Origin of the sequence: Thalassobellus citreus, from assembly GCF_044385915.1 — a bacterium.
GTDB lineage: Bacteria > Bacteroidota > Bacteroidia > Flavobacteriales > Flavobacteriaceae > Thalassobellus > Thalassobellus citreus.
Genome location: NZ_JBISCC010000124.1, coordinates 335151 through 358037 on the forward strand (window position 1 = coordinate 335151; position 22887 = coordinate 358037).

Here is a 22887-nt window from a genome sequence, read left to right on the forward strand (position 1 = left end):
TTTAAATGTTGTCTAATTCTTTTAAGTCGTCTTGTACATCATTAGTAATTTCCTCAAGACTTTTTATGTCTTTTTCTACTGCTTGCTCAATAGAGTCTATTTTTTGTATAGATTGTTCAATCTTTATTTCATTTTCTTTTTTCTTATCTGCGCAAGAGACTAATAAAAGAAGTATTAAACCACATGATAAAAGTGTTTTCATAATTTAAGTATTAAAGTTAATCTATGTTTGGACACTAAAATAGTAAAATAGTCACTTGTTTTATATTAGTGCATAAAAAAAGCAACTCTTTCAAGTTGCTTCATTTTTCTTAATCAAATATATTTTATTGTTGTGCTCCTGGAGGATACTTCTCCATAATTTTAGCAACAAACTCTTTTATACGTGCTTCTTTTTTCTCCATGTTTCGGCTTAAATAGCCAGTACCCATACCTTGCCAAACTAATTCTTTTTTGTTAGCATCAATAAGATCTACATATAAAACACCTTGTGTAGAAACAGAAGTACTAGGTTGATTCCAACCCCAGCCCCAACCAGGTCCGAAGCCACCAAATCCTCCCCATCCCCAAGCGCCATTGCCCCAAGAATTATTGTAAACATCTACACGTTGTTGAGACTTTGTGAACAGGCTTATTAATAAATCAGGTTTTTCAGATTTTGTAAAACCTTTAGCTAAAAGTTCTGCTTCAATAGAACGAAGTATTCGGCGTTTGTCTAAATCGCTAATTTCTGCTTTGTCTATGCCAGATTTAAAGAAAGCAAAGGTTTTGTATTCGCCAAATTTTGCATTTTTATCATAATCGGCTGCTACTTTAACCGAGCTACAAGATGTTGCTACTATTAGCAATACTAAAAGAGGTAGTGTTTTTAATAAATTTTTCATAATGCATTTTTTTTTATGGTTAATGTGTTTGTAAAACGAATACTAACAGCATTTTATCTGATAAATATCTTCATAAACAAACGTATTTATATGCATCAATAATCATACCAAGGCTTTGCTTTAATAAAAGTACGAAGCATGGGATGTTATTTTTTTATAGCGTTTGTTTTTTTATCATACCCGTAGGGGCAATGTCTACATCCACTTTCACAACAATACCCGCGTTTTAAGTGATATTGTTCTGTAAAACAGCGATATCCTTCTGGTGTTAGGTAATAATCGCCTTCTTCAACTGGGATCAATTTCTTCATATTACAACAAAGGTAATGCATTTTGGTTTGATTTTTGAAAGTAAAAAAGTATGATTTTTATTTCGAAATATATAGTACCTAAAGGGTATACTGGTCTTGCTGTTTTTCCGTTTGTGTTTTTAAAATCAAAAGATTTAAAGGAAGATAAAACATTATTGAATCATGAGAATATTCATTTAAGACAACAATTAGAAATGTTGGTTATTCCTTTTTATTTGTTTTATGTTGTTGAGTTTTTAATTCGGTTATTACAATATAAAAATTGGTATGAAGCTTATAGAAATATTTCTTTTGAACGTGAAGCATACTGTAATGAATCTAATCTAGATTATTTAAAGCAACGCACATTTTGGTGTTTTTTGAAGTATCTTCGCAGTCATGACTTTTAAGCTTCAAAATAGCATTAATCAACAAGTAAAACTGCCTAAAGAAAAGGGTGTTGAATTGTTTGTAAAGAGAGAAGATGAAATACATCCTTTTGTGTCTGGAAATAAATACAGAAAGCTTAAATATAATATAATTGAAGCTCAGAAATCAGGCTTTAAAACTTTGCTTACTTTTGGAGGTGCCTACTCAAATCATATAGCTGCAGTAGCTTCTGCAGGACAAATTTCTGGGTTTAAAACGATAGGAGTAATAAGAGGCGATGAGCTCGAAAGTAAAATAGATAGTAACCCAACCTTGCGTTTTGCTAAGCAATGCGGTATGGAGTTTAAGTTTATTTCTAGATCACTTTATAGAGAAAAAACATCAGAAGATTTTTTAAATAATTTGAAAGATGAATTTGAAGAATTTTATCTTGTTCCAGAAGGCGGTACAAATCATTTAGCTGTTAAAGGGTGTGAAGAAATTTTAACTGATATTGATGCTTCTTTCGATTATATATGTTGTGCAGTTGGCACAGGAGGCACTATTTCTGGACTCATAAATTGTTTAAAACCTAGTCAACAAGTTTTAGGGTTTCCAGCCTTAAAAGGCGACTTTTTACAACAAGATATTAGTAAATTTGCAACTAAGAGTCATTGGAAATTAATAACCGATTATCATTTTGGTGGTTATGCCAAAATAAATGAAGATTTGGTAACGTTCATTAATCAGTTTAAAAAAGACTATAAGATTCCTCTAGATCCAGTTTATACAGGGAAAATGATGTTTGGAATTTTCGATTTAATAGAGCAAAATTATTTCCCTAAAGGCTCCAGAATTTTAGTAATTCATACAGGAGGTTTACAAGGTATTGATGGAATGAACGATGTTTTAAAAAAGAAAAGTTTACCAATAATAGAATAATTTAATGAATAGAGTTTTATTAATAATATGTTTAGGTGTTGTGCTTTTTAGTTGTAAGGCTAAAAAAACAGTAGTTACAAAACATCCTAAAACAACAACAACGACGACAACTTCAACTAAAGAAGAGCCTCGTAAGGATGTTGTAACACCTAAAGTGTATGCTAATAAAACAGAAAAATATATAGATACTTATAAAGATATTGCTAAAAATGAAATGAGCCTGTATGGTATTCCTGCTAGTATTACATTAGCTCAAGGTGTTTTAGAATCTGGTTCAGGTTACGGAACACTTTCTGTAAAAGCAAATAATCATTTCGGAATTAAATGTCATGATTGGACAGGTGCCAGAGTATATCATGATGATGATAAAGCGCAAGAGTGTTTTAGAAAGTATAAAGATGCTAAATACTCGTTTAGAGATCATTCCTTATTTTTATCAAAACGAAAGCGTTATGCGAAGCTTTTTAAATTAAAGAAGGAAGATTATAAAGGTTGGGCTAGAGGATTAAAAGCTGCAGGTTATGCTACCGATAAAAAATATCCAAACAAATTAATAAGCCTTATTGAAAGGTACGAATTATATGAATTTGATAAGGAGGTGTTAGGGAAAAACTATACGAAGTATGTAGAACCTATAATCGTTAGAAAAGAAGATAAAGATATTAAACGAAGTAATAATTCCACTCATATTGTTTCAAAAGGAGACACTATGTACTCTATTGCTAGAAAATATAATATTACGGTTGATGCGCTTAAAGAAATAAATGGATTAAGCGATACAACACTTAGTATTGGGCAAGAGTTGCAAGTTAAGGAAGGTGTGTTAAATGCCGTTACCAAAATGGCAAGACATGTTGTTGTAAAAGGAGATACTTTATATTCTATTTCTAAGACATACAATATGACTGTACAGGAACTTCAAAATATTAATGGTTTAAGTGATTTGGTGCTTAGTATAGGGCAGGAGTTACGAGTAAAGCCAACATCAAAAAATTAAATAGTAATGAATTATCAAAGAAGTAGTGCTTTGTTTGCTGAAGCAGAAAAAGTTATTCCAGGAGGTGTAAATTCACCAGTTAGAGCCTTTAAAGCAGTTGGGGGAACTCCCATTTTTGTAAAAGAAGCTAAAGGCGCTTATTTATATGATGAAGATGGGAATAGGTTAATTGATTATATCAATTCATGGGGTCCAATGATTTTGGGTCATGCACATAAACCGGTTGTTGATGCGGTTGTTGAAAAAGCCAAAAAAGGAACATCGTTTGGAATGCCAACAGAAATTGAAACACAAATTGCTGAATTAGCAGTTTCTATGGTTCCAAATATTGATAAAATACGATTTGTAAATTCAGGTACCGAAGCTTGTATGAGTGCCGTACGTTTAGCGCGTGGTTTTACAGGTAAAGATAAAATTATAAAATTTGCAGGTTGTTACCATGGGCATAGCGATTCGTTTTTAATACAAGCGGGTAGCGGTGCTGTTACTTTTGGTTCGCCAAATAGTCCTGGAGTTACAGAAGGTACGGCAAAAGACACTTTGTTAGCACGTTATAATGATATTGAAAATGTACAAGAATTAATTGAAGCTAATAAAAATGAAATAGCTTGTATTATTATAGAACCTGTAGCTGGTAATATGGGGTGCATTCCTCCAAAAGAAGGTTTTTTAGAAGCCTTGAGAAGTTTGTGTGATGCCAATAATATATTGTTGATTTTTGATGAGGTTATGACGGGGTTTCGTCTGTCAAAAGGAGGCGCTCAAGAGTTGTTTAATATAGCTGCAGATATTGTTTGCTTTGGGAAAGTTATTGGTGGCGGATTGCCAGTTGGTGCTTTTGCTGCAAGAAATGAAATAATGAATTATTTAGCGCCACTTGGGCCTGTTTATCAGGCAGGAACTTTAAGTGGAAATCCGTTGGCTATGGCTGCAGGTTTAGCCATGTTAACAGAATTGAATGGTGATGCTGAAATTTTTAAGAGTTTAGCTGAAAAGACCGCGTATTTGCATAAAGGCATAACAAAGGTCTTACATGATAATAAAATAGTGCATACTATAAACAGAGTGGGATCTATGATTTCGGTGCATTTTGATGAAGCGCCAGTAATAGATTTTGAAACGGCAGCTAAAGGTAATAATGAAACTTTTAAAACCTTTTTTCATGGTATGTTAAATGAAGGTGTTTATATTGCTCCGAGTGCTTTTGAAACATGGTTTATTACAGATGCTTTAACTTTTGACGATTTAGATTTTACTATTAATGCAGTAAATAAAGTAGCAAAAACATTATAAAGTAAAAAGCGCATTTCTAATTTCAGGAAATGCGCTTTTATTAACAAACTATAATCAATAAACTAACCAAACTAAATCATCTTTGTTTTTTGTTTCCTCTCATGCCATCTTTTTTGTTATGAGCCATTCTAGCTTGCGCTTTTTCCCATTTGGCATATTGTTCTTCATTTAAAATATTTTTCATTTTTGCTTTAACTGCAATTTTGTGGTCAAGCATGGTATTCATCATTTCAAAACGCTCTTCTTTTGATGGTTTTTGAGCATTACCAGCTTCTTTTCTAGCTTTTCGTTCTGCCATTTTAGTTTTACGTAGCGTAGCATTTTCTAGATTTATTTTATAAACATCATCTTGTTGCGATTTGTTTAAATCTAAATGAAGTGTCATTTTTTTTGTTTGTAGTGTTGCCATTTCTTCAGCAGAAAGATTCATCATTTTTTGACGGTTTTCGTTTCTGTTAGGACGTTCTTTTCTTTCTCCTTGTGCAAAGCCTTGAATAGATATTAAAGCGATTGCAATGATTATTAATTTTTTCATAATGTAAATGTCTTTTAAATGTTTATTTGTTGCTTTGACGTTTATATTTTTAAAAGGTTTAAACTAGGTTTAAATTTTAACTTGATGTTAACGTTTTGATTGTTTTGTACTTAGTGTTTGTTGTACTGTTTTTGCGCTAGGGATTGAACGGTGTGTTTGAGCTCGCCGACGTTAGGAGGAAGCGAGTAGTGAAAGCCCGACCCTTTTGGGGAGCGCCCAATAATTTATTTAAAAATAGGAATTTGTAAACTCAATCCTGTTTGAAAATCTGGAGCATTATTTACACGAAAATCTTCTTTAAAATATACAGATACTTTGTAGTTAGGATGCCCGTAAGTATAAATGAGAGACCAAATAGATAGTGATGTGTATAAAGTGCTAAACCCATGTTGCCAGCCTCCTTTTATAGCGCTCCAGTTTCCTTTTAGCGTATAATAATCGGATTCATTTACTTTGTTGTATCGTGATTGAATTTGGTAGTTGATACCTAAAGCATGGTAATTGTTTTTTTTAGTGTATTTTGTGTATTCTATATTGCCTTCTGCTGTTGCTAAAAACGGATTGTTTCCTAAATCTATAACAGTATCGAAATTAACAACGTTTTTGCGTAAAAAATTTATTCCAATTCCTAAATTGAGTTCTCTTTTATTTTTTAGTTGAAACATTTTTACGGCATTTGCTGAAATTCCAATATCTATAGATGGGTTGAATTTGGTGGTGTTAATTCCTAAATGACTTCCAAAGTTTAGAAAGATATGTTTTGTTTTATTTATAGATAATTCTGGATAATAGTAGTGGTTAAACTCAAATCCACCTATGAAAAAATCATTATTATTTAGTTCAAGTGTGTTGTTGTTTCTATCGGTATATTTAAAATTTACTTGATTTAAACCGTAGTATCGGCGACCATAAGGATCTTCACCGCCATTAATATTACTATGAAACCATTCAATAGTTTCATCGCCTGTAAAAAATGAAAAAGGATGTTTTCCTTTGGTAATTAAATAAGAGCGCATTGAAATGCTTAATTCATGTTTTTTTGATAAAGGAATAGTGGTCGTTAATTTAAACTCTTTAATAACGGCATCAATTACAATATTCATGTAATCGGCAGGTGTGGTTTCTTGATCTACAAAATAAAAGTTTCGTTTATACCTATGGAGTCTGCTTTGTTCTTCTCTAACAACAGGGTCTTTTGGTAAATAAGCTTCTACGTATGGGTGGAAATTATTGCCACTTACAGAGCTTATATTAAATGTAGCAGTTTTTGGAGGTGTAAATTTAAAATTGGTGTTAATGCGAGCGCTAAAAATTCCGAAATGATGCGTTGTTAAAAGGGTAGGGTTGTCCGTGCCATTTTTAAATGATAAACTATCTTGTTGTGCTATTAAAACAGAACAAAAGCAATATAAATTTAATAGCGCAATTTTTTTTAGCATCGAAGGTAAAAATAAGTAAAATTTTAAATTCTTTCAATATTAAAAATGAAGGGCTTGTTTTCTTAAAAAATTAACATATCAAGTTTTTTGTCTTAAAGAAAATATAAAACTTTAATAGGGCGGTGTTAAAGCTTTCTAAATTGTTTTAACAACTAGTGGTAAATGCGTCTATTTGTATAAGTTTAGTTTAAAAAGATAATATTCAACATAAAAATTCATTCTTTTTAAGATTGAAAATTATTGGTTAGTTAGTTTAGTTGGTTAGTTTGTAAAAACCCAGGAACTTTTAAAAAAGTTGCTGGGTTTTTTACGTTAATACTTTTTTATATCATTAATGAGGTTTAAAGTCGTATTGTATAATTTTTCGTTGTCCATTTTGCTTTTTAACCAAGCATAAAAACTCATTACAAAAATATCTTCACGTTGTTTTTCTATCCATTCAAATGAGTTTTCAACCGTTTCTTTAAATTTTACAGATGATATTATTGTTGGGTTTTTATAATAGCTTTCAACAAAACTTAGATATGTTAATACACGTTCTTGTTTTATGTCTTTTAGGTAGCTAGTGTAGGTTCTTTTAAAACTTAATAGTCTAGACTCTACTAAGTCTAAATTTTCGAGTTCTATGTTGAGTAGTATTTCTATTAAATTCTTTTTTATAACCCATTCTTTTCCAGATTTCTCAATATACCAATGGTCAGTATGATAAAATTTAGATAGTATAGCAGATGCTTGTTTGTAGTTTTCTTTTTGAAAATAGAACATAACTAAACCTAAATGAATATCTAATACCGTTTCGGTATCTTCATGTTTAATATTAATAAATGGTGTTAAGTTGCTTATTGCTTCATTTGGTTTATTAGAGTAATTTAAATTAAGCGCTAATAATAAATGGTACTTTAGTTTGAATGTGCTGTAATACTTTTTTTTAAGATGTAGCATTTCTTGATGCATTAAACTTAAATAGTGTTGAGAATCTTTAAAACTTTTATTTCTGAATAAAGTGTTGGCAATTAAGTAAAGAATTTGGATGTGATAATAAACAGATTTGTCTTTATTTTTATGATTAACTATAGATTTGTAGGTGTTAATTAAAAAGGGTTCTGTTTTTAAATAATCGTTAGTAGCAAAAGCTGAAAGTCCGAAAATGGACATTAACTGGTACAGCGATTTAAAAGACATAGAGTCGTGAATACTAATATTGTGTTCTTTAAGAATGTTGTTTAAAATGGTTTGAAAGTCTATAACAGCGCCTTCATAAGTTATGCTGTTTAAGGTTTTTCTAACCTTTGCATATATCATATTAAGTTCGTCTTCTAAAAAGTGTTTTTTTTGATTTTCTTTGAATTTGAAAATAAGATTCTCTAAAGAGGTGGAAGGATTTGCATAAGCATATTGAATTTTTGTGTGATATATTTCATTTAAATATGGAAACAAATGATTTTCTACAGCTAGTAATTCTGCTTTATCTAAAATTTTAAAAGCCACTTTGTATTGCTTGTGTGTTAAACATTTTCTTGAGGCAAGTATGTATTTTATGATTTGCATGTTTGATGAGTTTTCTTCTTGTAAACTCACATTTGCAATAAAATCTATAATAGACTGGTATAAGCGTTTGCGTAATGCATGGTAAGCATTTACTTTTTCGTTTCCGTATAGCTTATGGCAAATGACTTTAGAAGTGTATTCGTTTTTTAATAAATACTTGAATAATTGAATGTTTTTTGTGTCTGTACGTTTGTTCTTTTTCTCTAGATATGATATGAAACTTAGAGCCTCGTCAGTGGATAATGTAGAAATTATAGCGTTTAAGTTATTCATTTAATCGTCATTATTTTTATTTAAATGTACTTAAAAATATGAATTAATTATTTAAAATTATATTTTATATCGTCAGTATTTTGTAAAAGTAGTGTTTTTATTGATTCTAATATGTTGCAGTTTTGTCCTGTAATCATTAAAACAAAAATTATGAATTATCAAACAACGGTTTCAGTTGATGAAAAATCAAAAGAACCAAAAATTAAGAAAGACAAAAAGATTTACGATCAAAAACCAACAGCTGCTTTTATAGGAGCATCTTGGTCTGCTTTATTAGTAGGAATGGTATCATTTTGTATTGGTTTATGGAATGCCGATATGATGCTTAATGAAAAAGGCTACTATTTTACTGTTTTACTTTTTGGTTTATTCTCTGTAATATCTGTTCAAAAAGCAGTGCGAGATAAAATGGAGGATATTCCAGTTACCGATATTTACTATAGTATTAGTTGGTTTACAACCATAGCGTCTATTGTATTGTTGGTTGTTGGTTTGTGGAATGCCGATTTACTTTTAAGCGAAAAAGGATTCTACGGTATGGCGTTTCTGTTGAGTTTGTTTTCGGCTATTGCAGTACAAAAAAATACTAGAGATGTGCAGTATATAGAAAGAAATGAAAAAATAGATGAATAATAAGTTGGAGTATTGTTGTCAAAACAAAAAAATAAAAGGGTTGTTTTGATGATTGGTTAGTAACCCTAAACCTCGTGACTTTTTAGTTGCGGGGTTTTAAAAAGACTATTCAAATTTTAAATAAGTAATATGGAACGTATAGGGTATAAGGTGCTTATTGTAATTGGAGTTTTATCACTAATAATGATTAGTTTAATTCCTCCTATACAGCAAAGTCAAACATATCATCATTTTAGTGATAATAACGCTTTTTTTTATATTCCTAATTTTTGGAATGTTATATCAAACATCCCATTTGTAATTATTGGATTTTTAGGGTTGTATAAGTTGAAAGGAATTAAAAAAGAGAACTTGCAGTATGCTTCTTTTTTTATAGGAGTTATACTTGTTGGTTTTGGGTCGGGTTATTATCATTTAAATCCTAATGATACTAGTTTAGTTTGGGATAGATTACCTATGACAATTGTATTTATGTCTTTAGTCTCAATTATAATTAGTGAGTTTATTAGTTATAAAAAGGGGCGTTATTTGCTGTTTCCAATGCTAGTGTTAGGTATATTATCAATTGTTTATTGGATTGTTTTTAACGATTTAAGACCTTATGTCATTATTCAGTTTTACCCCATGCTTGCTATCCCAATTATCTTGATTTTCTTTAAATCTATGTATAATAAGACTTTTGGGTATTGGTTATTATTGTTTACTTATATAATTGCAAAATTTTTTGAGTATTTTGATAGTGAAATATTTACTTTTTTAGGGGTTGTTAGCAGGCATTCATTAAAGCACATCATATCTGCATTTGGCATATTTGTATTACATTACATGTATATTAAAAGACAAAAATTAATAGAATGAATTCAAAAATTCAAAATGATATAAAAGAACTTGTTGAAGCGCAAGTTATATCTCAAGACACAGCTTTTAAAATAACGTCTTATTATCAATCAAAGCAAGTTGATTCTCCAAACAGATTATTTACAGTTTTTGCTGTTTTAGGATCTACTTTAGTCGGTTTAGGCATTATTTTAATATTGGCTCATAATTGGGATGATTTTTCAAGAACAATAAAAACGGTGTTTGCTTTTTTGCCATTAATTATTGGGCAACTATGTGTTGGGTATTCTATTCTAAAAAAGAAAAGTGTCACTTGGAAAGAAGCTTCAGGCGTATTTTTATTTTTTGCTGTTGGTTCTAGTATGGCATTGGTGAGTCAGATTTATAATATTCCAGGTAACTTAAGTAGTTATTTGTTAACCTGGACCATACTTGGTTTACCACTCGTATATTTGTTACGATCTAACGCATTGGGTATTTTGCATATTGTATTTGCTACTTATTATGCCGTAGAACATGGTTACTTATATAATTCTAGCGGTACACCTTGGTTGTATATTCTATTAATAGTAGCCATATTGCCTTATTATAGTACGCTTTTAAAACAAAAAGCGACTGCCAATATAACCTCCGTATTTAACTGGCTAGTACCATTAAGTATTATTATTGTTTTAGGGACTTTTATTGAAAGCAATGGTGTTTTTGGGTATTTAATGTATGTGTCACTTTTTGGATTATTATACAATTTAGGAAAGCTTCCGTATTTTAATAATCAGAAATTAAGAAAAAACGGCTATTTAGTTTTAGGGTCTTTAGGAACTGTTTATATGTTACTATTAGCTAGTTTTGAATGGTTATGGACAGATCTTTTTAGCGAAGTTATGTTGTTTAATTCTCAAGAATTTTACATTTATATATTCTTTTTTTTGCTAGCCTTTGTTGTTTTAATATATGGAAAAAAGAATAATTGGTTAAAAGGTATTAATTTATTTCAGTATCTATTCATCATATTTTCTATAATCTTTTTTATAGGTTTCAGTAATGATATCTTTCCCGTTATATTAATAAACCTTTTAGTATTGGCATTAGGAGTTATGGCTATAAAATTAGGAGCAGATAAACTTCATTTTGGAGTTTTAAATTACGGGTTATTAATTATAACCATATTAATTGTTTGCCGATTTTTTGATACGAATATGAGTTTCGTTTTAAGAGGTTTGTTATTTGTAGGAGTTGGTTTTGGATTCTTTTTTACTAATTATTTGATGCTGAAAAAGCAGAAAAAATTAAAATCATAGAGTATGAGAATGTTAAAAAAGGTTTCAAAATATATCTTTTATGTTCTATTGGTGCCCATTAGTTATTTGTTGGTTTCACTAATACTGATGTCTATTACAGTAAATAAGAATAATGAAGATTCAGATTTAAGCAATACTATATTCTTAAACTCAAACGGTGTTCATTTAGATGTCATATTACCAATACATCATATTAATAAAGAATTATTAAAAGGTTTAAATATGAATGATAACAGATATGCGTCATTTGGTTGGGGCGAAGAGAATTTTTATTTAAACACACCTACTTGGGGCGATTTAACTTTTAAGCATGCTTTTAAAGCAATGTTTTTAAAAAGCAATACATTGATTCATTTAACTAGGTTTAACACGAAATCTGATAATTGGGTAGAAGTTAAATTAAGCGAAAATCAATTAAAAAAGCTCAACCAGTATATTTCAAAATCTTTTGTTTTAAATGAAGGTGATTCTAAAATCATGCTAAAAGGAAAAGGCTATACATCTAGTGATGATTTTTACAAGGCAAATGGGAATTATTCTTGTCTTTTTACCTGTAACACATGGGTGAATTCAGCATTTAAAAATAGCGGTTTAAAAAGTTGTTTTTGGACACCTTTAGAATTTGGATTAATTAATAAGTACAATAATTAAAAACACATGAAAACAATACACCTATTCATCATATTTATAGTTGTAGCATTAGCGCAATTATTTATACCTGCTCAAATGATTTTAAATCAGGAATCTATTTTAAAAACGGGTACAGCTTATAAGTTTAAAACACAACCTGTAGATCCAAGCGATCCGTTTAGAGGAAAATATATAAACTTGAATTATGACATAAATTCGTTTAAAACTACAGATTCTTTATGGAAAAGAAACGAACCTATGTATGTTTATTTAACAAATGATAGTTTAGGTTTTACTAAGATTGATGCAGTAAGTAGAAACCTATTAACAGAAAACAGGAATGATTATATAACAGTAAAAGCAGGCTACTACGATAATTATTCAAAAAAAATAAATATTCAATTTCCATTTAACAAATACTATATGGAAGAAACAAAAGCTTATGATGCTGAGGTTGCTGTAAGAAACAGACAGCGCGATTCGTTACCTAATAACACCTATGCTTTAGTTTATGTTAAAGAAGGCGAAGCAGTTTTAGAAGATGTTATAATTGATGAGATTTCTATTAAAGATTATGTTGAGAAGGAGGAATGAAATTCTAGAAATAACTAAAACAAAAAAGGAATCACATTTTGTGATTCCTTTTTTAATATTATAAAACTCTGAAACGAGTTCAGTAGTATGAATAACTAAACAACTTCAACAAACAATCCGTCATCAGTTTTTTCAACTTTAGCAAGATTGTTTTTAGTTAATTCTTTAATGGTTTTATCCCATTTTTTATTTGATAAGCCAGACTGAACTTTTAAATCATTCAATGTTAATTTTTCAGCTTTCTTTAAAATTTCAAAAACAGCTTTAGCTTCATCACTTACAGCAACTGCTTTTTTCTCTGGGCGCATTTGTGGGAAGAATAAAACTTCTTGTATCGATTGGTTATTGGTTAAAAACATAATAAGTCTGTCCATACCAATTCCCATACCAGATGTTGGAGGCATACCGTACTCTAAAGCACGTAAAAAGTCATGATCAATAAATTCCGTAGCTTCATCATCACCTTTGGCAGCAAGTTTAAGTTGGTGCTCAAAACGTTCACGTTGGTCAATAGGGTCGTTAAGTTCAGAATAAGCATTTGCTATTTCTTTACCACAAACCATAAGTTCAAAACGTTCGGTTAATTCTGGGTTTTCTCTGTGTTCTTTACATAACGGACTCATCTCTTTCGGGTAGTCTGTAATGTATGTTGGTTGTATATAGTTGCCCTCACATTTTTCGCCAAAAATTTCATCAATAAGCTTGCCTTTACCCATGGTTTCATCGACTTCAATACCTAAGTCTTTTGCAGCTTGTCTTATTTCATCTTCGGTTTTTCCTGTAATATCAAATCCTGTAAAGTGTTTTATAGAATCTGCCATCGTTACTCTAGCGTAAGGTGCTTTAAAATCTATTTCATGCTCGCCAAAAGCAGCTTTAGTGCTTCCGTTAACGGCTATGGCACAGTGTTCTAGTAAACGCTCACAGAAATCCATCATCCAGTTGTAGTCTTTATAAGCTACATAAATTTCCATAGCAGTAAACTCCGGATTGTGAGTTCTGTCCATGCCTTCGTTTCTAAAGTTTTTAGAAAACTCATAAACGCCATCAAAACCACCAACAATTAATCTTTTAAGATATAATTCGTTAGCAATTCGCATATACAATGGCACATCTAAAGCATTGTGATGTGTTATAAACGGACGCGCAGCAGCACCACCAGGAATAGGTTGTAATACAGGTGTTTCTACTTCAAAATAACCAGAGTCATTAAAAAATGAACGCATGGCGTTAAACAATTTAGTACGTTTTACAAACACGTCTTTAACTTGTGGGTTTACCACTAAATCGGCATAACGTTGTCTGTAACGTTGTTCAGGATCTGTAAAAGCATCATATACAACGCCGTCTTTTTCTTTAGGAAGCGGTAACGGTTTTAAGGCTTTACTTAATAGGGTGAAATCTTTAACTCTAACCGATTTCTCTCCAACTTGTGTTGTGAATAACTCTCCTTCAATACCAATAAAATCGCCAAAATCTAAAAGCTTTTTAAATACATCGTTGTATTTTACTTTGTCTTCACCTGGGCAAATTTCATCACGGTTAAAATAAACTTGTATTTTTCCTTCAGCATCTTGTAATTGAGCAAAACTAGCTTTACCCTGTACTTTTACCATCATTAACCTACCGGCAATAATAACTTTTTTACCATCTTCAAACTGGTCTTTTACCTGTTTAGAGGTGTGGTTTACTGGGTATAAATCTGCTGGATAAGGATTGATTCCTAATTCGCGTAATTTTACTAACTTTTCTCTTCTTACTAATTCTTGTTCTGAAAGTTGCATGCTAATTAATTTTGAATGCTGTCTTTTGCGACAGACGGGTGCAAAATTACATTATTTTCAAAAAAATAGCATACAACTTATTGGTAGATTTTTGTTTTAAGATAAAAAGAAGTTAAAACTTAGCTTTTTGCTTCTTTAGGTTTTAAAACTACACCTTTAATTCGTAATATTTTATTAGGCTCAGAAGCATTAGATGTTACAGTAATAGTTTTATTAAAAGCACCAATTCTACTTGTTGCATATTTAATTGTAATATTACTTGTTTCACCTGGTAAAATAGGAGTTTTAGAATACGAAGGCACGGTGCAACCACAAGAAGTTTTTACTTTAGAAATAATAATTGGACTTTTACCTGTATTGGTAAATGTAAAAATACGTTCGCCATTGGCTTTCTGTTCAATGCTACCGTAATCTATAACATCTGTTTTAAAAGATAATACGCCTGCATTTGTGTTATCTGCCGTTTCTTGTGCAAAATTTGTGGCATAAACAAATAAGCAGACTATTAATACTAATTTTGTTTTTACTGTTTGTAATCTGTGCATTGATAAATTCATAATGTTTGTATTTTGATTAATAATGGCACAAACATGATGAAAATACTAAATAACAAGTGGTTATTTAAGGTTGAAATGAGTACTAGTACCTAGGTTGATTTTTAATAACTACTTGTTAAATAGTGACTTAATTTCGTCTCTAGATTGCACATTTAGTTTTTTATAAATATTGTTTAAATGTGTTTTTACTGTACTTAAACTAACAAAAACAGCTTCGGCTATTTCTTTATTCGATTTGTTTTCTAGTAAAAGGTTAAGAATATTTTGTTCCTGTTTGGTAAGTTGTTCTTTGGCTTTACTAATTGTTTTGGTTTTATGTTTTTTTCGGGCAAGCCAAAACCAAAAATTAATGATTAACGATATAGTTAATAAAAAGTAAGTTAAATAATTCCAATTGAAATCAGCATCAGTTGTGTTGTTATTAATTATAAATTCATCGGAGGCTAATTCTTCTTTATACTGTTTTGTGTAAGGTGAATTGGGATAACGTTCTATTAAACGATTTAGTAAATCATGATAATATGTATTATGTTTTAAATCTTCAAGGTAGTACTTATGAAGATTGTTTCGTCTATCTGATAAAAAGGAGTATGCATAAAGTTCTGCAATGGGTTCGTTTTGTGTGGCTCCAAAATTTTGTAATGTTTTAAACCATTTTTTGTTATTAAGTTTCCTGTTGGCTTCACTTCTAAATTGGCTGTAAGCAAATTTCATTTCATCTTTTAAAGAATCCATTTTAATAAACGCCGTTGCTTTTTCATTATTCGATTCAATATCGCAAAACATTTGTTTTTCAAACGAAAAAGGGAAAGCAATGGTATCGTTGTTTTTTGCTATGAAAACAACTTCTTTGCTGTCATCACAATGTCTGTTAAAATGATTGCTATTTTGTTCGTTATCAAAGCAATTATCAACATGAATTCTGTAAATTCTATTTTCTAGATCTAATTCATTGCCCGAAAACTGAAAGTAACCCAAGCTATCGGTATTTACTTTGGCAATAATTTGCTCGAAATAAACACCTGAAATTTTTCGATAATCTTCAATTATAGAAAGGTAAACATTGTTATTCCATTGTTTATTATCAACATGACCTGTAAAGCGATATTGCGCTTTCGCGGAAAAAGACATTATTAAAAACAATATCAAAACTAAGTTTATTCTCATGCTACTAATCTACTATAATTTATTTTAAAATGAAATAGACTTATAATTTGCCCGCATGATAATTATCATAAGAAAATAGAATTAAAAGAGCTTATTTTAATGAGTTTATAAAGGATGTGGTTTTTTCATTCTTCTAATATTAGTTTACTGTAATTCTTAAAACATATAGCATTATGAAACATCTTATTTTGAGTGCCATTACACTTATTTCTATTCATTTTAATACAGCCGCACAAGATTTGTCACCTTACATTAAAGTTGGTGAGTCTACAAAGTCAATTCAGGAAGTTACTAAAGAAGTCATTAGTACATTAAAAGATAATGCTTTTAACGTTTTAGGAACTTATAACCCTTCTAATAAAAGTTCGTTAGGAGTTGTTGCGTTTACTAGAGCAGATTTAAAAAATACAGTAATAAAAGTAAAGGATAGAGGTGCTTTAGCCTCAGTAATGAAAGTTGGTTTGGTAGAAAGTAATGGAAAAGTAGTTATTTCATATACCAATCCAGATTATTTATTAAGAGCTTATTTGCCAAATAATTATAGCACATATAAAAGCACGTTTGTTAAGTTTAGTACCGATTTAAAAACTGCTTTTACTTCCTTAGGAAAAGAGTTTAAACCTTTTGGAGGAACTGTTGAAGCAGACAAATTAGCAAAATATCATTATAAAATAATGATGCCTTATTTTACAGATCCTATAGAATTAAAAGAGTTTACAACTTTTGAAGAAGGTTTAGAAACAATAATTAAAAATTTAGAATCTAAAAAAGGTAACACTGTTAAGGTTTATAGTTTAGTTTATAAAAAAGAAAAAGTCGCTGTGTTTGGTATTGGTTTACTAGATAAAGAAGAAGGTGAGCCTTACTTTTTTCCAAAAATAGGAGAAGATCATGTTGCAGCATTGCCTTATGAGATTATTTTACAAGGAAATGAAGCAACGATGTTACATGGCAAATATAGAATTGCTTTGCATTGGCCAGAACTAACAATGGGAACCTTTATGAAAATTATGAGTACACCTGGCGATATTGAAGATGCATTGGAAGCATTGTGTGAATAATATTTTTTTGAATTGAATTTGTTTGACGCTGTAACATTAATAGTGTTATTGCGTCAAATAAGTATCATTAATCAAATAAAACAAATCAAATCATGAGTTTCTGGAGAGTTCTACTGTCTATTATTTGTCCGCCTTTAGCTGTTTTAGATAAAGGATGTGGCTCTATTATTATCGTTTTTCTATTATGGCTTTGTGGCTGGGTTCCTGGCGTTATTGCAGCCTTAGTTATTCTTAATAATCCTAAAAATTAAAACATAAAAATATTGTAATTTTGCAACCTATGAATAAGCAAATTGAACTGCAAGATTTAGGTTTTAAAGATTATAAACAAACTTGGGAATACCAAGAACAGTTGTTTAAAGGTATTGTTGATGCTAAAATTAAAAATAGAAAAGATAATACGAATTTAAAGACTAATAATTACTTCTTATTTGTAGAACATCCGCATGTGTATACTTTGGGTAAGAGTGGCGATTTATCAAATCTACTTTTAAGTGAAGAACAGCTTACTGAAAAAGGCGCTACTTTTTATAAAATAAACCGAGGAGGCGATATTACGTATCATGGTCCTGGACAAATTGTAGGGTATCCTATTTTAGATTTAGAAAACTTTTTTACCGATATACATAAGTACCTACGTTTTCTTGAAGAAATGATTATTCTAACGCTTGCCGAATATGGATTAAAAGCCGAAAGAAGCCCTGGAGAAACAGGTGTTTGGTTAGGTGTTGGCACACCGTTTGCCCGTAAAATTTGCGCAATGGGTGTACGAGCCAGTCGCTGGGTAACGATGCATGGTTTTGCACTTAACGTGAATGCCGATTTAGGTTATTTTGATAATATTATACCTTGTGGTATTCGTGGTAAAGCAGTAACTTCTTTACATGTAGAATTAGGGAAAACTATTGATGAAGCTGAGGTGAAAGAAAAATTACTAAAGCATTTTAGAGCGCTTTTTGAGGCGGAGTTTTTTTAGGTTTGTTTAACGGTTGTGTATAATATTAGTGGCGTGTTTTAGTACTGATTTTACAAGTAATCTAGAAACAGTCTTTAATTTTATGCTTGTTGACTGTAGTTTTTTATTTCGATTTCTTACTTATTTCTCCTTTATAAAATGAGTCCCAAAAAGTTTTGTCATATTCTATTCGTTTTAATACAGTTTGTTTCATTTTATGAAATTCGTATTCAATTTCTTCTACATTTTTTAACTCAAAGTCAAACAAATATGAGTCTCTTTCAAAAACTCTATTCTCTTTTTTATTTTCGTTGTTTAATGTTTCATTGTATGACCGATTAAAATATCTTGTAGCATAAAATTTACCATTATCTAAAATGTCCGAATAGTAACATATGTTTTCTTCTTTGATCGTTGTTTGAACAATGTTTTTATAATTCTTGTAACCTTTAAAGTGTTTTTCTATTTCCTCTGCTCTTAAAGTAGTTTCCCAATTTTCGATAACCTTTATAATTGCAAAATTCTCTTTGTTAATATAAACTCTTCCAGAATACGTTGTTGGATACCCACGGTTCGTGAAGTTCCATTTGTTTCTTTCCGTTTCAAATGCTATTATATATAGATCTTTATTTTCTGTATCATTTGACTTTACAAAGTTTAATTTGAATTTTTTGTATTTCCTTTTATGTAAAATATTTGCATAGCGAATAGCATTTTGCCTGTAAGAAAAAAATTGAGAAGAATATTTATATCTTTTAGGGTTAATGTTCTTATTCCATTTTATTTGTTCAACTCTTTGTGTTATTATAAAAGGCGATAAATATCCATCATCGTAGTCTTTAGTTATTAGTTCCAAATCTAATTCATTAGTATCATTTTTATTTATCAAAACTTTACCATATCTGTAAAAATTGAAAGGTTCTGTAGGATGATTTAACTTTTTGTCTGAAATGGCTTTTTTTAATACTGTTTCAGGGGGTAAATATCCAGTGATTACTACTTCTGCAAGTTCTTCAAACTTTGGGGTTAAATAGTTTTTGTCTCTTAATTCTCCTAATGTAATTGTATCGGACTTAAAACCCATTGATGAAATAACAACAGATGCATTTTGTAGTATTGTTTTCTTAACGGGTAATTTATAAAACCCATTTTCATCCGCTACTCGATATATTTCTTCTTTTTTTAAAATTAATGTTGCAAATGGTACAGGTTCATTGGTTTCTTTGTTAAAGATTTGACCTTTAAGAATAATGTTTTGACCAATCTTGATTTTCTCGATTCTTTTACCTAAATCTAATTGTTTGTTAGAAATGCTAATAGTATCTTTTTTAGTTTCTAGTTTTGGTAAAGTTGCTTTTTGAAAAAAAATATAGCCATCATGTAATTGGTCTAACCTTGCTTCTGTAAAATCAACAAAGTTCAATAATCTTGTTGTTTTTATGGATTTCATTTCTTTTTGACTTGAGGTTACAAATAAATAAGGTTTACTAATCTTATTTAATTGGTGTTCAAAAGAATTGTTTTTTATTGGTGTTGCGTGCCATTTTTTAGTGCCTGAATCAAAAAGCGAATCATTTGCGTGAATTGTTGCTAAACTATATGATTTTTCTTTGAGCGCTTTTTTAATGTATGAACCCATTGAAATAAACTCTTTTGCAATCGGTTTTTTTATGCTTGAATTATCATTGATAATATGAATATTATCTGCCCAACAAATAATTTTTTCATTTGGATTTCTATTGATATAGCTCAATAAATTATCCGCCATTTGCTTATCTCTGATATTATCATTTTTATTACCAAAGTCAGTTGTAAGGATTTCTTGCTTGTTATAATATGCGTCTTGCGAACAGGCTAAAAGACTTTTTGTGAACTGTTTCCAAAAATAATTAGAGTTTTTGTCTTTTAAATTATTTTCTATTTGTTTGAGAATTCTATTAAGTTCTTTTTCATAAACTTTATATTTAATGTCATCTTCTTCAATGGTTACGTTTTCTAAAATTCCTTCGATAATAATTCCGAAATCATCTTTATCTAATTTGAAAGTAATATTTTGACTTTCGCAATAATCATAAAAATCGTCAACGAATTGAACAGTATTGTTTACTTGAGAATCAAAACCAATAACTTTTAAATTGTTTTTATCTATATAGTTTACGACTCTTTGAAATTCCATTGTGTTAGACCAAACTCCCCAAATAGCGTTGTTAAAATCTTTGGGATTAAAACCGCTTTTATTCATTTTCCAAATGTCATACATTGAAGATTCCATAGCAATAGTTGTAAACCCTAATTCTTGATGCAGATATTCAATAACTCGGGCTTTCATCTCAAATATATTTCCGTACATATGAGTTTGTTCACCTAGCATTATAAGTCGTTTTCCTTTCAATTCATCTTTTAGGAACGATAAATCATTAAGTTCGTTTGATTCAGGTTGAAGAAGTTCTATTGTTTTTAATTCTTGAGACTGTATAAAGTTTGTAAAAAGAAAAAAACTAGTAATAATTAATTTTTTCATATCAAAATTGTAATTGAATTACAATAATAACAATCTCTATTCATTAACAGATTTTGTTTTCTTTTGTTAACGAATATTTATAATAAATAACAGCTTTTGAAACGAATTTGTTAAATTTTTGCCAACTTATGATATCAAATCGTTTTATGTTTTATGACTTAACTTAGTTGATTGAAATTTTTTCACAAAGTCAAGTTTATTCAATACTTCTCAGGAACAAAAGTTTGGTAATTCATTGGAGGTCGTACATAACTTTTATAGTCTGGTAAATCAGGAAGTTCAATGGGTTTTAAATCCATTTTCTCATGAGGAATCTGACTTAAAACATGACTAATACAGTTTAAACGTGCCTTTTTCTTGTTATCGGCATTCACAACAAACCAAGGTACTTGTTTGGTGTCTGTATGTGCAAACATGTTGTCTTTTGCTTTAGAGTATTCTAACCAGCGCGAACGCGATTCTAAATCCATGGGGCTAAATTTCCAGCGTTTTAACGGGTTGCTTATGCGGTTTTTAAAGCGTTTTTCTTGTTCTTCATCACTTACCGAAAACCAATATTTTAAAACAATAGTTCCAGATCGTACTAGCATACGTTCAAATTCTGGGCACGATCGCATAAATTCATTGTATTCGTCATCAGTACAAAAGCCCATAACTTTTTCTACACCGGCTCTGTTGTACCAGCTTCTGTCAAAAAGTACAATTTCGCCTGCTGCTGGTAAGTACTGTACATATCTTTGAAAATACCACTGCGTTTTTTCTTTTTCGGTAGGAACACCTAATGCTACTACTTTACAAACTCTAGGATTTAAAGGTTCGGTAAACCGTTTGATGGTACCACCTTTTCCAGAGGCATCTCTACCTTCAAAAATGATAACCACTTTTAATCCTTGTTTCTTTACCCACTCTTGAAGATGAACTAGGTCTTCATGTAAAATAGCTAGTTCTTCATCGTAGTTAAATTTTTTCTTTTTGGTTGTTTCGTTATTAGGTGTTTTCATTCCTACAAGTTAATAAAAAAATGAAAAAGTATATGTGTAGATATTTCATTTTTTTGACTTGTTTTTTACGAAAACAATTATTCTTAGCTAATTAATTTTCGGCATTAAAAAATACTTTGTAAAAATGCATTTTCTTTTCATCATCATATCCGCGCTCTAGATATTCAGCAGAAGCATCGGGTGCATCAATATCTAGTTTAATTTGTATGTTGGTATCTAGCTTGATATCGGTTTTAAACTTTTTCTTTTCTTTATTTACAACAGCTTCAGCAACATCAAATTGGTTTCTAAGTACTATGTTTTGCTCACCTTCAAATTCTTTTTTAAAATCTTCAAATTCTCTAATGTGTTTTTCTTCTTCAAAAAGTTCTTCTTTAAAACGTTCTACATTTACTATTTCATTTTCCTTAAAAAAATCAATAGTTTTTGCTAAAAAAGTATTTTGTTCTTGTGCGCCATAACTGGTTTTTAAAACTTCGGTTGAAAATTCTTTACACAATTCTATATACTGTTGTGTGTGGTTATTGGCATCATCGGCATATTTAATATTTAAAAAATGATTAATCCAATATTGCGCATCGTAACTATTATTATCGACACTTAAAATAATATTGCCTTCCGTATCACTTTGATTCAAAATTAAACATCCTTTATCTACTTTTTTAGAACTAATACCTTTCTGTACTAAAACATCATAACTATTGTTTTCTAAATAGGTTTGAAAGAAGTTTACTTTACTTTCAATTTTAAAAATACCAATAGCATTGGTGGTCATGTCTCTAAATTCAATACCTTCAAACATAACGACTAGTACATCGCCTGTTTTTATATTGGCAGATGTTGATTGCTCGTATAAGTGCGTTACAATATGTTTTGAAACATCAACAAATGCATCATCGTCATTAAAAATTTGCGAGCTATAGCTATTAATTTCATTTAGCGTAATGTTGGCATGATGGTTAAAACGGTAGCTTTGTACGACGCTCCCAAAAGGTCTTAATAGAAAAGGAAGCATTAAATCGTAACTAGCTTCATCAAAATCTACTAGCTTGTCTGAAAAGGCATTTTTTGTATCGTTAAATTTATTTCCGACTTTATGAATAATGAATTTTGAAATAGAGGCGTTTTTTCTTGAAATCATGTTTTGTATGTTAAGAGTACAATAGTATTAAAATAACTTTAATTTTTTAAAAAAAAGAACGCCAAAGCAACCACGCTTTGGCGTTCAAGATTCGAGGACTTTCGATTTGGTTATCGTTATACTGCTAATAAACAGTAT

At 30.1% G+C, this 22887-nt stretch carries 23 protein-coding genes and 1 pseudogene; 12 read left to right on the plus strand and 12 right to left on the minus strand.

Translation table 11 applies throughout. The features are described from left to right. Position 1: 1 nt before the first annotated feature. The 3 genes from ACH5TX_RS10225 to ACH5TX_RS10235 form a co-directional block, all read right to left on the minus strand. Complete coding sequence (locus ACH5TX_RS10225; RefSeq protein ID WP_439339404.1) at positions 2–202, minus strand: hypothetical protein; 201 nt, start codon at positions 200–202, stop codon at positions 2–4. Between the two features lie 124 nt (positions 203–326). Beyond that, complete coding sequence (locus ACH5TX_RS10230) at positions 327–884, minus strand: DUF4136 domain-containing protein (RefSeq protein WP_439339405.1); 558 nt, start codon at positions 882–884, stop codon at positions 327–329. A 146-nt stretch (positions 885–1030) separates the two neighbouring features. Continuing rightward, positions 1031–1195: a C1orf53 family protein gene (locus tag ACH5TX_RS10235; protein ID WP_439335800.1), complete on the minus strand. Its 165-nt coding sequence runs from the start codon at positions 1193–1195 to the stop codon at positions 1031–1033. Positions 1196–1245: 50 nt separating this feature from the next. Between ACH5TX_RS10235 and ACH5TX_RS10240 the strand changes: the two genes are divergently transcribed. The 4 genes and pseudogenes from ACH5TX_RS10240 (at position 1246) to hemL (ending at position 4775) form a co-directional block, all read left to right on the plus strand. Continuing rightward, positions 1246–1584 carry a hypothetical protein gene (locus ACH5TX_RS10240; protein ID WP_439339406.1) on the plus strand — a complete coding sequence of 113 codons (339 nt, stop codon included), beginning with the start codon at positions 1246–1248 and terminating at the stop codon, positions 1582–1584. Then, positions 1574–2485, plus strand: coding sequence for a 1-aminocyclopropane-1-carboxylate deaminase/D-cysteine desulfhydrase (locus ACH5TX_RS10245; protein WP_439339407.1), 912 nt, complete (start codon positions 1574–1576; stop codon positions 2483–2485). Before ACH5TX_RS10240 ends, ACH5TX_RS10245 begins: the two co-directional genes overlap by 11 nt. Positions 2486–2489: 4 nt before the next feature. After that, a pseudogene (locus ACH5TX_RS10250) lies at positions 2490–3299 on the plus strand (glucosaminidase domain-containing protein); the annotation flags it as partial. Between the two features lie 189 nt (positions 3300–3488). Next, positions 3489–4775 (plus strand): glutamate-1-semialdehyde 2,1-aminomutase, encoded by a 1287-nt coding sequence (gene hemL, locus ACH5TX_RS10255; protein WP_439339408.1) that lies wholly within the window; start codon positions 3489–3491, stop codon positions 4773–4775. A 76-nt stretch (positions 4776–4851) separates the two neighbouring features. On the opposite strand, the gene ACH5TX_RS10260 is transcribed toward hemL, so the two are convergent. From ACH5TX_RS10260 to ACH5TX_RS10270, 3 genes are all read right to left on the minus strand, one after another. Further along, on the minus strand, positions 4852–5310 hold the full coding sequence (locus tag ACH5TX_RS10260) for a DUF4890 domain-containing protein (protein WP_439339409.1): 459 nt from the start codon (positions 5308–5310) through the stop codon (positions 4852–4854). Between the two features lie 224 nt (positions 5311–5534). Further along, positions 5535–6749 carry a hypothetical protein gene (locus ACH5TX_RS10265; protein WP_439339410.1) on the minus strand — a complete coding sequence of 405 codons (1215 nt, stop codon included), beginning with the start codon at positions 6747–6749 and terminating at the stop codon, positions 5535–5537. A gap of 312 nt (positions 6750–7061) precedes the next feature. After that, positions 7062–8570, minus strand: coding sequence for a hypothetical protein (locus tag ACH5TX_RS10270; protein ID WP_439339411.1), 1509 nt, complete (start codon positions 8568–8570; stop codon positions 7062–7064). A gap of 150 nt (positions 8571–8720) precedes the next feature. Here ACH5TX_RS10270 and yiaA point away from each other — a divergent pair, with 150 nt between their 5' ends. From yiaA to ACH5TX_RS10295, 5 genes are all read left to right on the plus strand, one after another. Continuing rightward, positions 8721–9203: an inner membrane protein YiaA gene (yiaA, locus tag ACH5TX_RS10275; protein WP_439335793.1), complete on the plus strand. Its 483-nt coding sequence runs from the start codon at positions 8721–8723 to the stop codon at positions 9201–9203. 129 nt (positions 9204–9332) lie between these two features. Then, positions 9333–10061 (plus strand): ceramidase domain-containing protein, encoded by a 729-nt coding sequence (locus ACH5TX_RS10280; protein WP_439339412.1) that lies wholly within the window; start codon positions 9333–9335, stop codon positions 10059–10061. Then, positions 10058–11338: a DUF2157 domain-containing protein gene (locus tag ACH5TX_RS10285; protein ID WP_439339413.1), complete on the plus strand. Its 1281-nt coding sequence runs from the start codon at positions 10058–10060 to the stop codon at positions 11336–11338. The genes ACH5TX_RS10280 and ACH5TX_RS10285 overlap by 4 nt, the downstream gene beginning before the upstream one ends. Before the next feature lie 3 nt (positions 11339–11341). Next, entirely contained in the window at positions 11342–11989 is a 648-nt protein-coding gene (locus tag ACH5TX_RS10290) for a TIGR02117 family protein (RefSeq protein WP_439339414.1), read from the plus strand. A 6-nt stretch (positions 11990–11995) separates the two neighbouring features. Further along, on the plus strand, positions 11996–12562 hold the full coding sequence (locus tag ACH5TX_RS10295; RefSeq protein ID WP_439339415.1) for a GDYXXLXY domain-containing protein: 567 nt from the start codon (positions 11996–11998) through the stop codon (positions 12560–12562). Positions 12563–12657: 95 nt separating this feature from the next. Here the strand turns inward: ACH5TX_RS10295 and lysS are convergent, their stop codons facing one another. The 3 genes from lysS to ACH5TX_RS10310 form a co-directional block, all read right to left on the minus strand. Further along, entirely contained in the window at positions 12658–14346 is a 1689-nt protein-coding gene (gene lysS, locus ACH5TX_RS10300; RefSeq protein WP_439339416.1) for a lysine--tRNA ligase, read from the minus strand. Positions 14347–14465: 119 nt separating this feature from the next. Continuing rightward, positions 14466–14903 (minus strand): DUF1573 domain-containing protein, encoded by a 438-nt coding sequence (locus ACH5TX_RS10305; RefSeq protein ID WP_439339417.1) that lies wholly within the window; start codon positions 14901–14903, stop codon positions 14466–14468. A 108-nt stretch (positions 14904–15011) separates the two neighbouring features. After that, a complete protein-coding gene (locus ACH5TX_RS10310) occupies positions 15012–16034 on the minus strand; it encodes a helix-turn-helix domain-containing protein (RefSeq protein ID WP_439339418.1) in 1023 nt (340 codons plus the stop codon). 209 nt (positions 16035–16243) lie between these two features. Here ACH5TX_RS10310 and ACH5TX_RS10315 point away from each other — a divergent pair, with 209 nt between their 5' ends. The 3 genes from ACH5TX_RS10315 to lipB all read left to right on the plus strand — a co-directional run bounded on the left by ACH5TX_RS10315 (position 16244) and on the right by lipB (position 18107). Next, positions 16244–17131, plus strand: a complete 888-nt coding sequence (locus ACH5TX_RS10315; RefSeq protein WP_439339419.1) for a DUF302 domain-containing protein — start codon at positions 16244–16246, stop codon at positions 17129–17131. A gap of 92 nt (positions 17132–17223) precedes the next feature. After that, positions 17224–17382 (plus strand): YqaE/Pmp3 family membrane protein, encoded by a 159-nt coding sequence (locus tag ACH5TX_RS10320; protein WP_158845287.1) that lies wholly within the window; start codon positions 17224–17226, stop codon positions 17380–17382. A gap of 29 nt (positions 17383–17411) precedes the next feature. Beyond that, positions 17412–18107 carry a lipoyl(octanoyl) transferase LipB gene (lipB, locus tag ACH5TX_RS10325; RefSeq protein WP_439339420.1) on the plus strand — a complete coding sequence of 232 codons (696 nt, stop codon included), beginning with the start codon at positions 17412–17414 and terminating at the stop codon, positions 18105–18107. 103 nt (positions 18108–18210) lie between these two features. Here lipB and ACH5TX_RS10330 read toward each other — a convergent pair whose 3' ends face one another. The 3 genes from ACH5TX_RS10330 to ACH5TX_RS10340 form a co-directional block, all read right to left on the minus strand. Next, entirely contained in the window at positions 18211–20607 is a 2397-nt protein-coding gene (locus ACH5TX_RS10330) for an erythromycin esterase family protein (RefSeq protein ID WP_439339421.1), read from the minus strand. Between the two features lie 200 nt (positions 20608–20807). Next, positions 20808–21608 carry a polyphosphate kinase 2 gene (gene ppk2, locus ACH5TX_RS10335; protein WP_439335782.1) on the minus strand — a complete coding sequence of 267 codons (801 nt, stop codon included), beginning with the start codon at positions 21606–21608 and terminating at the stop codon, positions 20808–20810. A gap of 91 nt (positions 21609–21699) precedes the next feature. Then, the gene (locus tag ACH5TX_RS10340; RefSeq protein WP_439339422.1) at positions 21700–22749 is read right to left on the minus strand and encodes a nucleoid-associated protein; all 1050 of its coding nucleotides are present in this window, start codon (positions 22747–22749) and stop codon (positions 21700–21702) included. Positions 22750–22887 lie beyond the last annotated feature (138 nt).

Excerpts from the sequence above, each read along its gene's own strand:
- ACH5TX_RS10225 (WP_439339404.1), bottom strand. The coding sequence starts at position 202 with ATGAAAACACTTTTATCATGTGGTTTAATACTTCTTTTATTAGTCTCT.
- ACH5TX_RS10230 (WP_439339405.1), bottom strand. The coding sequence starts at position 884 with ATGAAAAATTTATTAAAAACACTACCTCTTTTAGTATTGCTAATAGTA.
- ACH5TX_RS10235 (WP_439335800.1), bottom strand. The coding sequence starts at position 1,195 with ATGAAGAAATTGATCCCAGTTGAAGAAGGCGATTATTACCTAACACCA.
- ACH5TX_RS10240 (WP_439339406.1), top strand. The coding sequence starts at position 1,246 with ATGATTTTTATTTCGAAATATATAGTACCTAAAGGGTATACTGGTCTT.
- ACH5TX_RS10245 (WP_439339407.1), top strand. The coding sequence starts at position 1,574 with ATGACTTTTAAGCTTCAAAATAGCATTAATCAACAAGTAAAACTGCCT.
- hemL (WP_439339408.1), top strand. The coding sequence starts at position 3,489 with ATGAATTATCAAAGAAGTAGTGCTTTGTTTGCTGAAGCAGAAAAAGTT.
- ACH5TX_RS10260 (WP_439339409.1), bottom strand. The coding sequence starts at position 5,310 with ATGAAAAAATTAATAATCATTGCAATCGCTTTAATATCTATTCAAGGC.
- ACH5TX_RS10265 (WP_439339410.1), bottom strand. The coding sequence starts at position 6,749 with ATGCTAAAAAAAATTGCGCTATTAAATTTATATTGCTTTTGTTCTGTT.
- ACH5TX_RS10270 (WP_439339411.1), bottom strand. The coding sequence starts at position 8,570 with ATGAATAACTTAAACGCTATAATTTCTACATTATCCACTGACGAGGCT.
- yiaA (WP_439335793.1), top strand. The coding sequence starts at position 8,721 with ATGAATTATCAAACAACGGTTTCAGTTGATGAAAAATCAAAAGAACCA.
- ACH5TX_RS10280 (WP_439339412.1), top strand. The coding sequence starts at position 9,333 with ATGGAACGTATAGGGTATAAGGTGCTTATTGTAATTGGAGTTTTATCA.
- ACH5TX_RS10285 (WP_439339413.1), top strand. The coding sequence starts at position 10,058 with ATGAATTCAAAAATTCAAAATGATATAAAAGAACTTGTTGAAGCGCAA.
- ACH5TX_RS10290 (WP_439339414.1), top strand. The coding sequence starts at position 11,342 with ATGAGAATGTTAAAAAAGGTTTCAAAATATATCTTTTATGTTCTATTG.
- ACH5TX_RS10295 (WP_439339415.1), top strand. The coding sequence starts at position 11,996 with ATGAAAACAATACACCTATTCATCATATTTATAGTTGTAGCATTAGCG.
- lysS (WP_439339416.1), bottom strand. The coding sequence starts at position 14,346 with ATGCAACTTTCAGAACAAGAATTAGTAAGAAGAGAAAAGTTAGTAAAA.
- ACH5TX_RS10305 (WP_439339417.1), bottom strand. The coding sequence starts at position 14,903 with ATGAATTTATCAATGCACAGATTACAAACAGTAAAAACAAAATTAGTA.
- ACH5TX_RS10310 (WP_439339418.1), bottom strand. The coding sequence starts at position 16,034 with ATGTCTTTTTCCGCGAAAGCGCAATATCGCTTTACAGGTCATGTTGAT.
- ACH5TX_RS10315 (WP_439339419.1), top strand. The coding sequence starts at position 16,244 with ATGAAACATCTTATTTTGAGTGCCATTACACTTATTTCTATTCATTTT.
- ACH5TX_RS10320 (WP_158845287.1), top strand. The coding sequence starts at position 17,224 with ATGAGTTTCTGGAGAGTTCTACTGTCTATTATTTGTCCGCCTTTAGCT.
- lipB (WP_439339420.1), top strand. The coding sequence starts at position 17,412 with ATGAATAAGCAAATTGAACTGCAAGATTTAGGTTTTAAAGATTATAAA.
- ACH5TX_RS10330 (WP_439339421.1), bottom strand. The coding sequence starts at position 20,607 with ATGAAAAAATTAATTATTACTAGTTTTTTTCTTTTTACAAACTTTATA.
- ppk2 (WP_439335782.1), bottom strand. The coding sequence starts at position 21,608 with ATGAAAACACCTAATAACGAAACAACCAAAAAGAAAAAATTTAACTAC.
- ACH5TX_RS10340 (WP_439339422.1), bottom strand. The coding sequence starts at position 22,749 with ATGATTTCAAGAAAAAACGCCTCTATTTCAAAATTCATTATTCATAAA.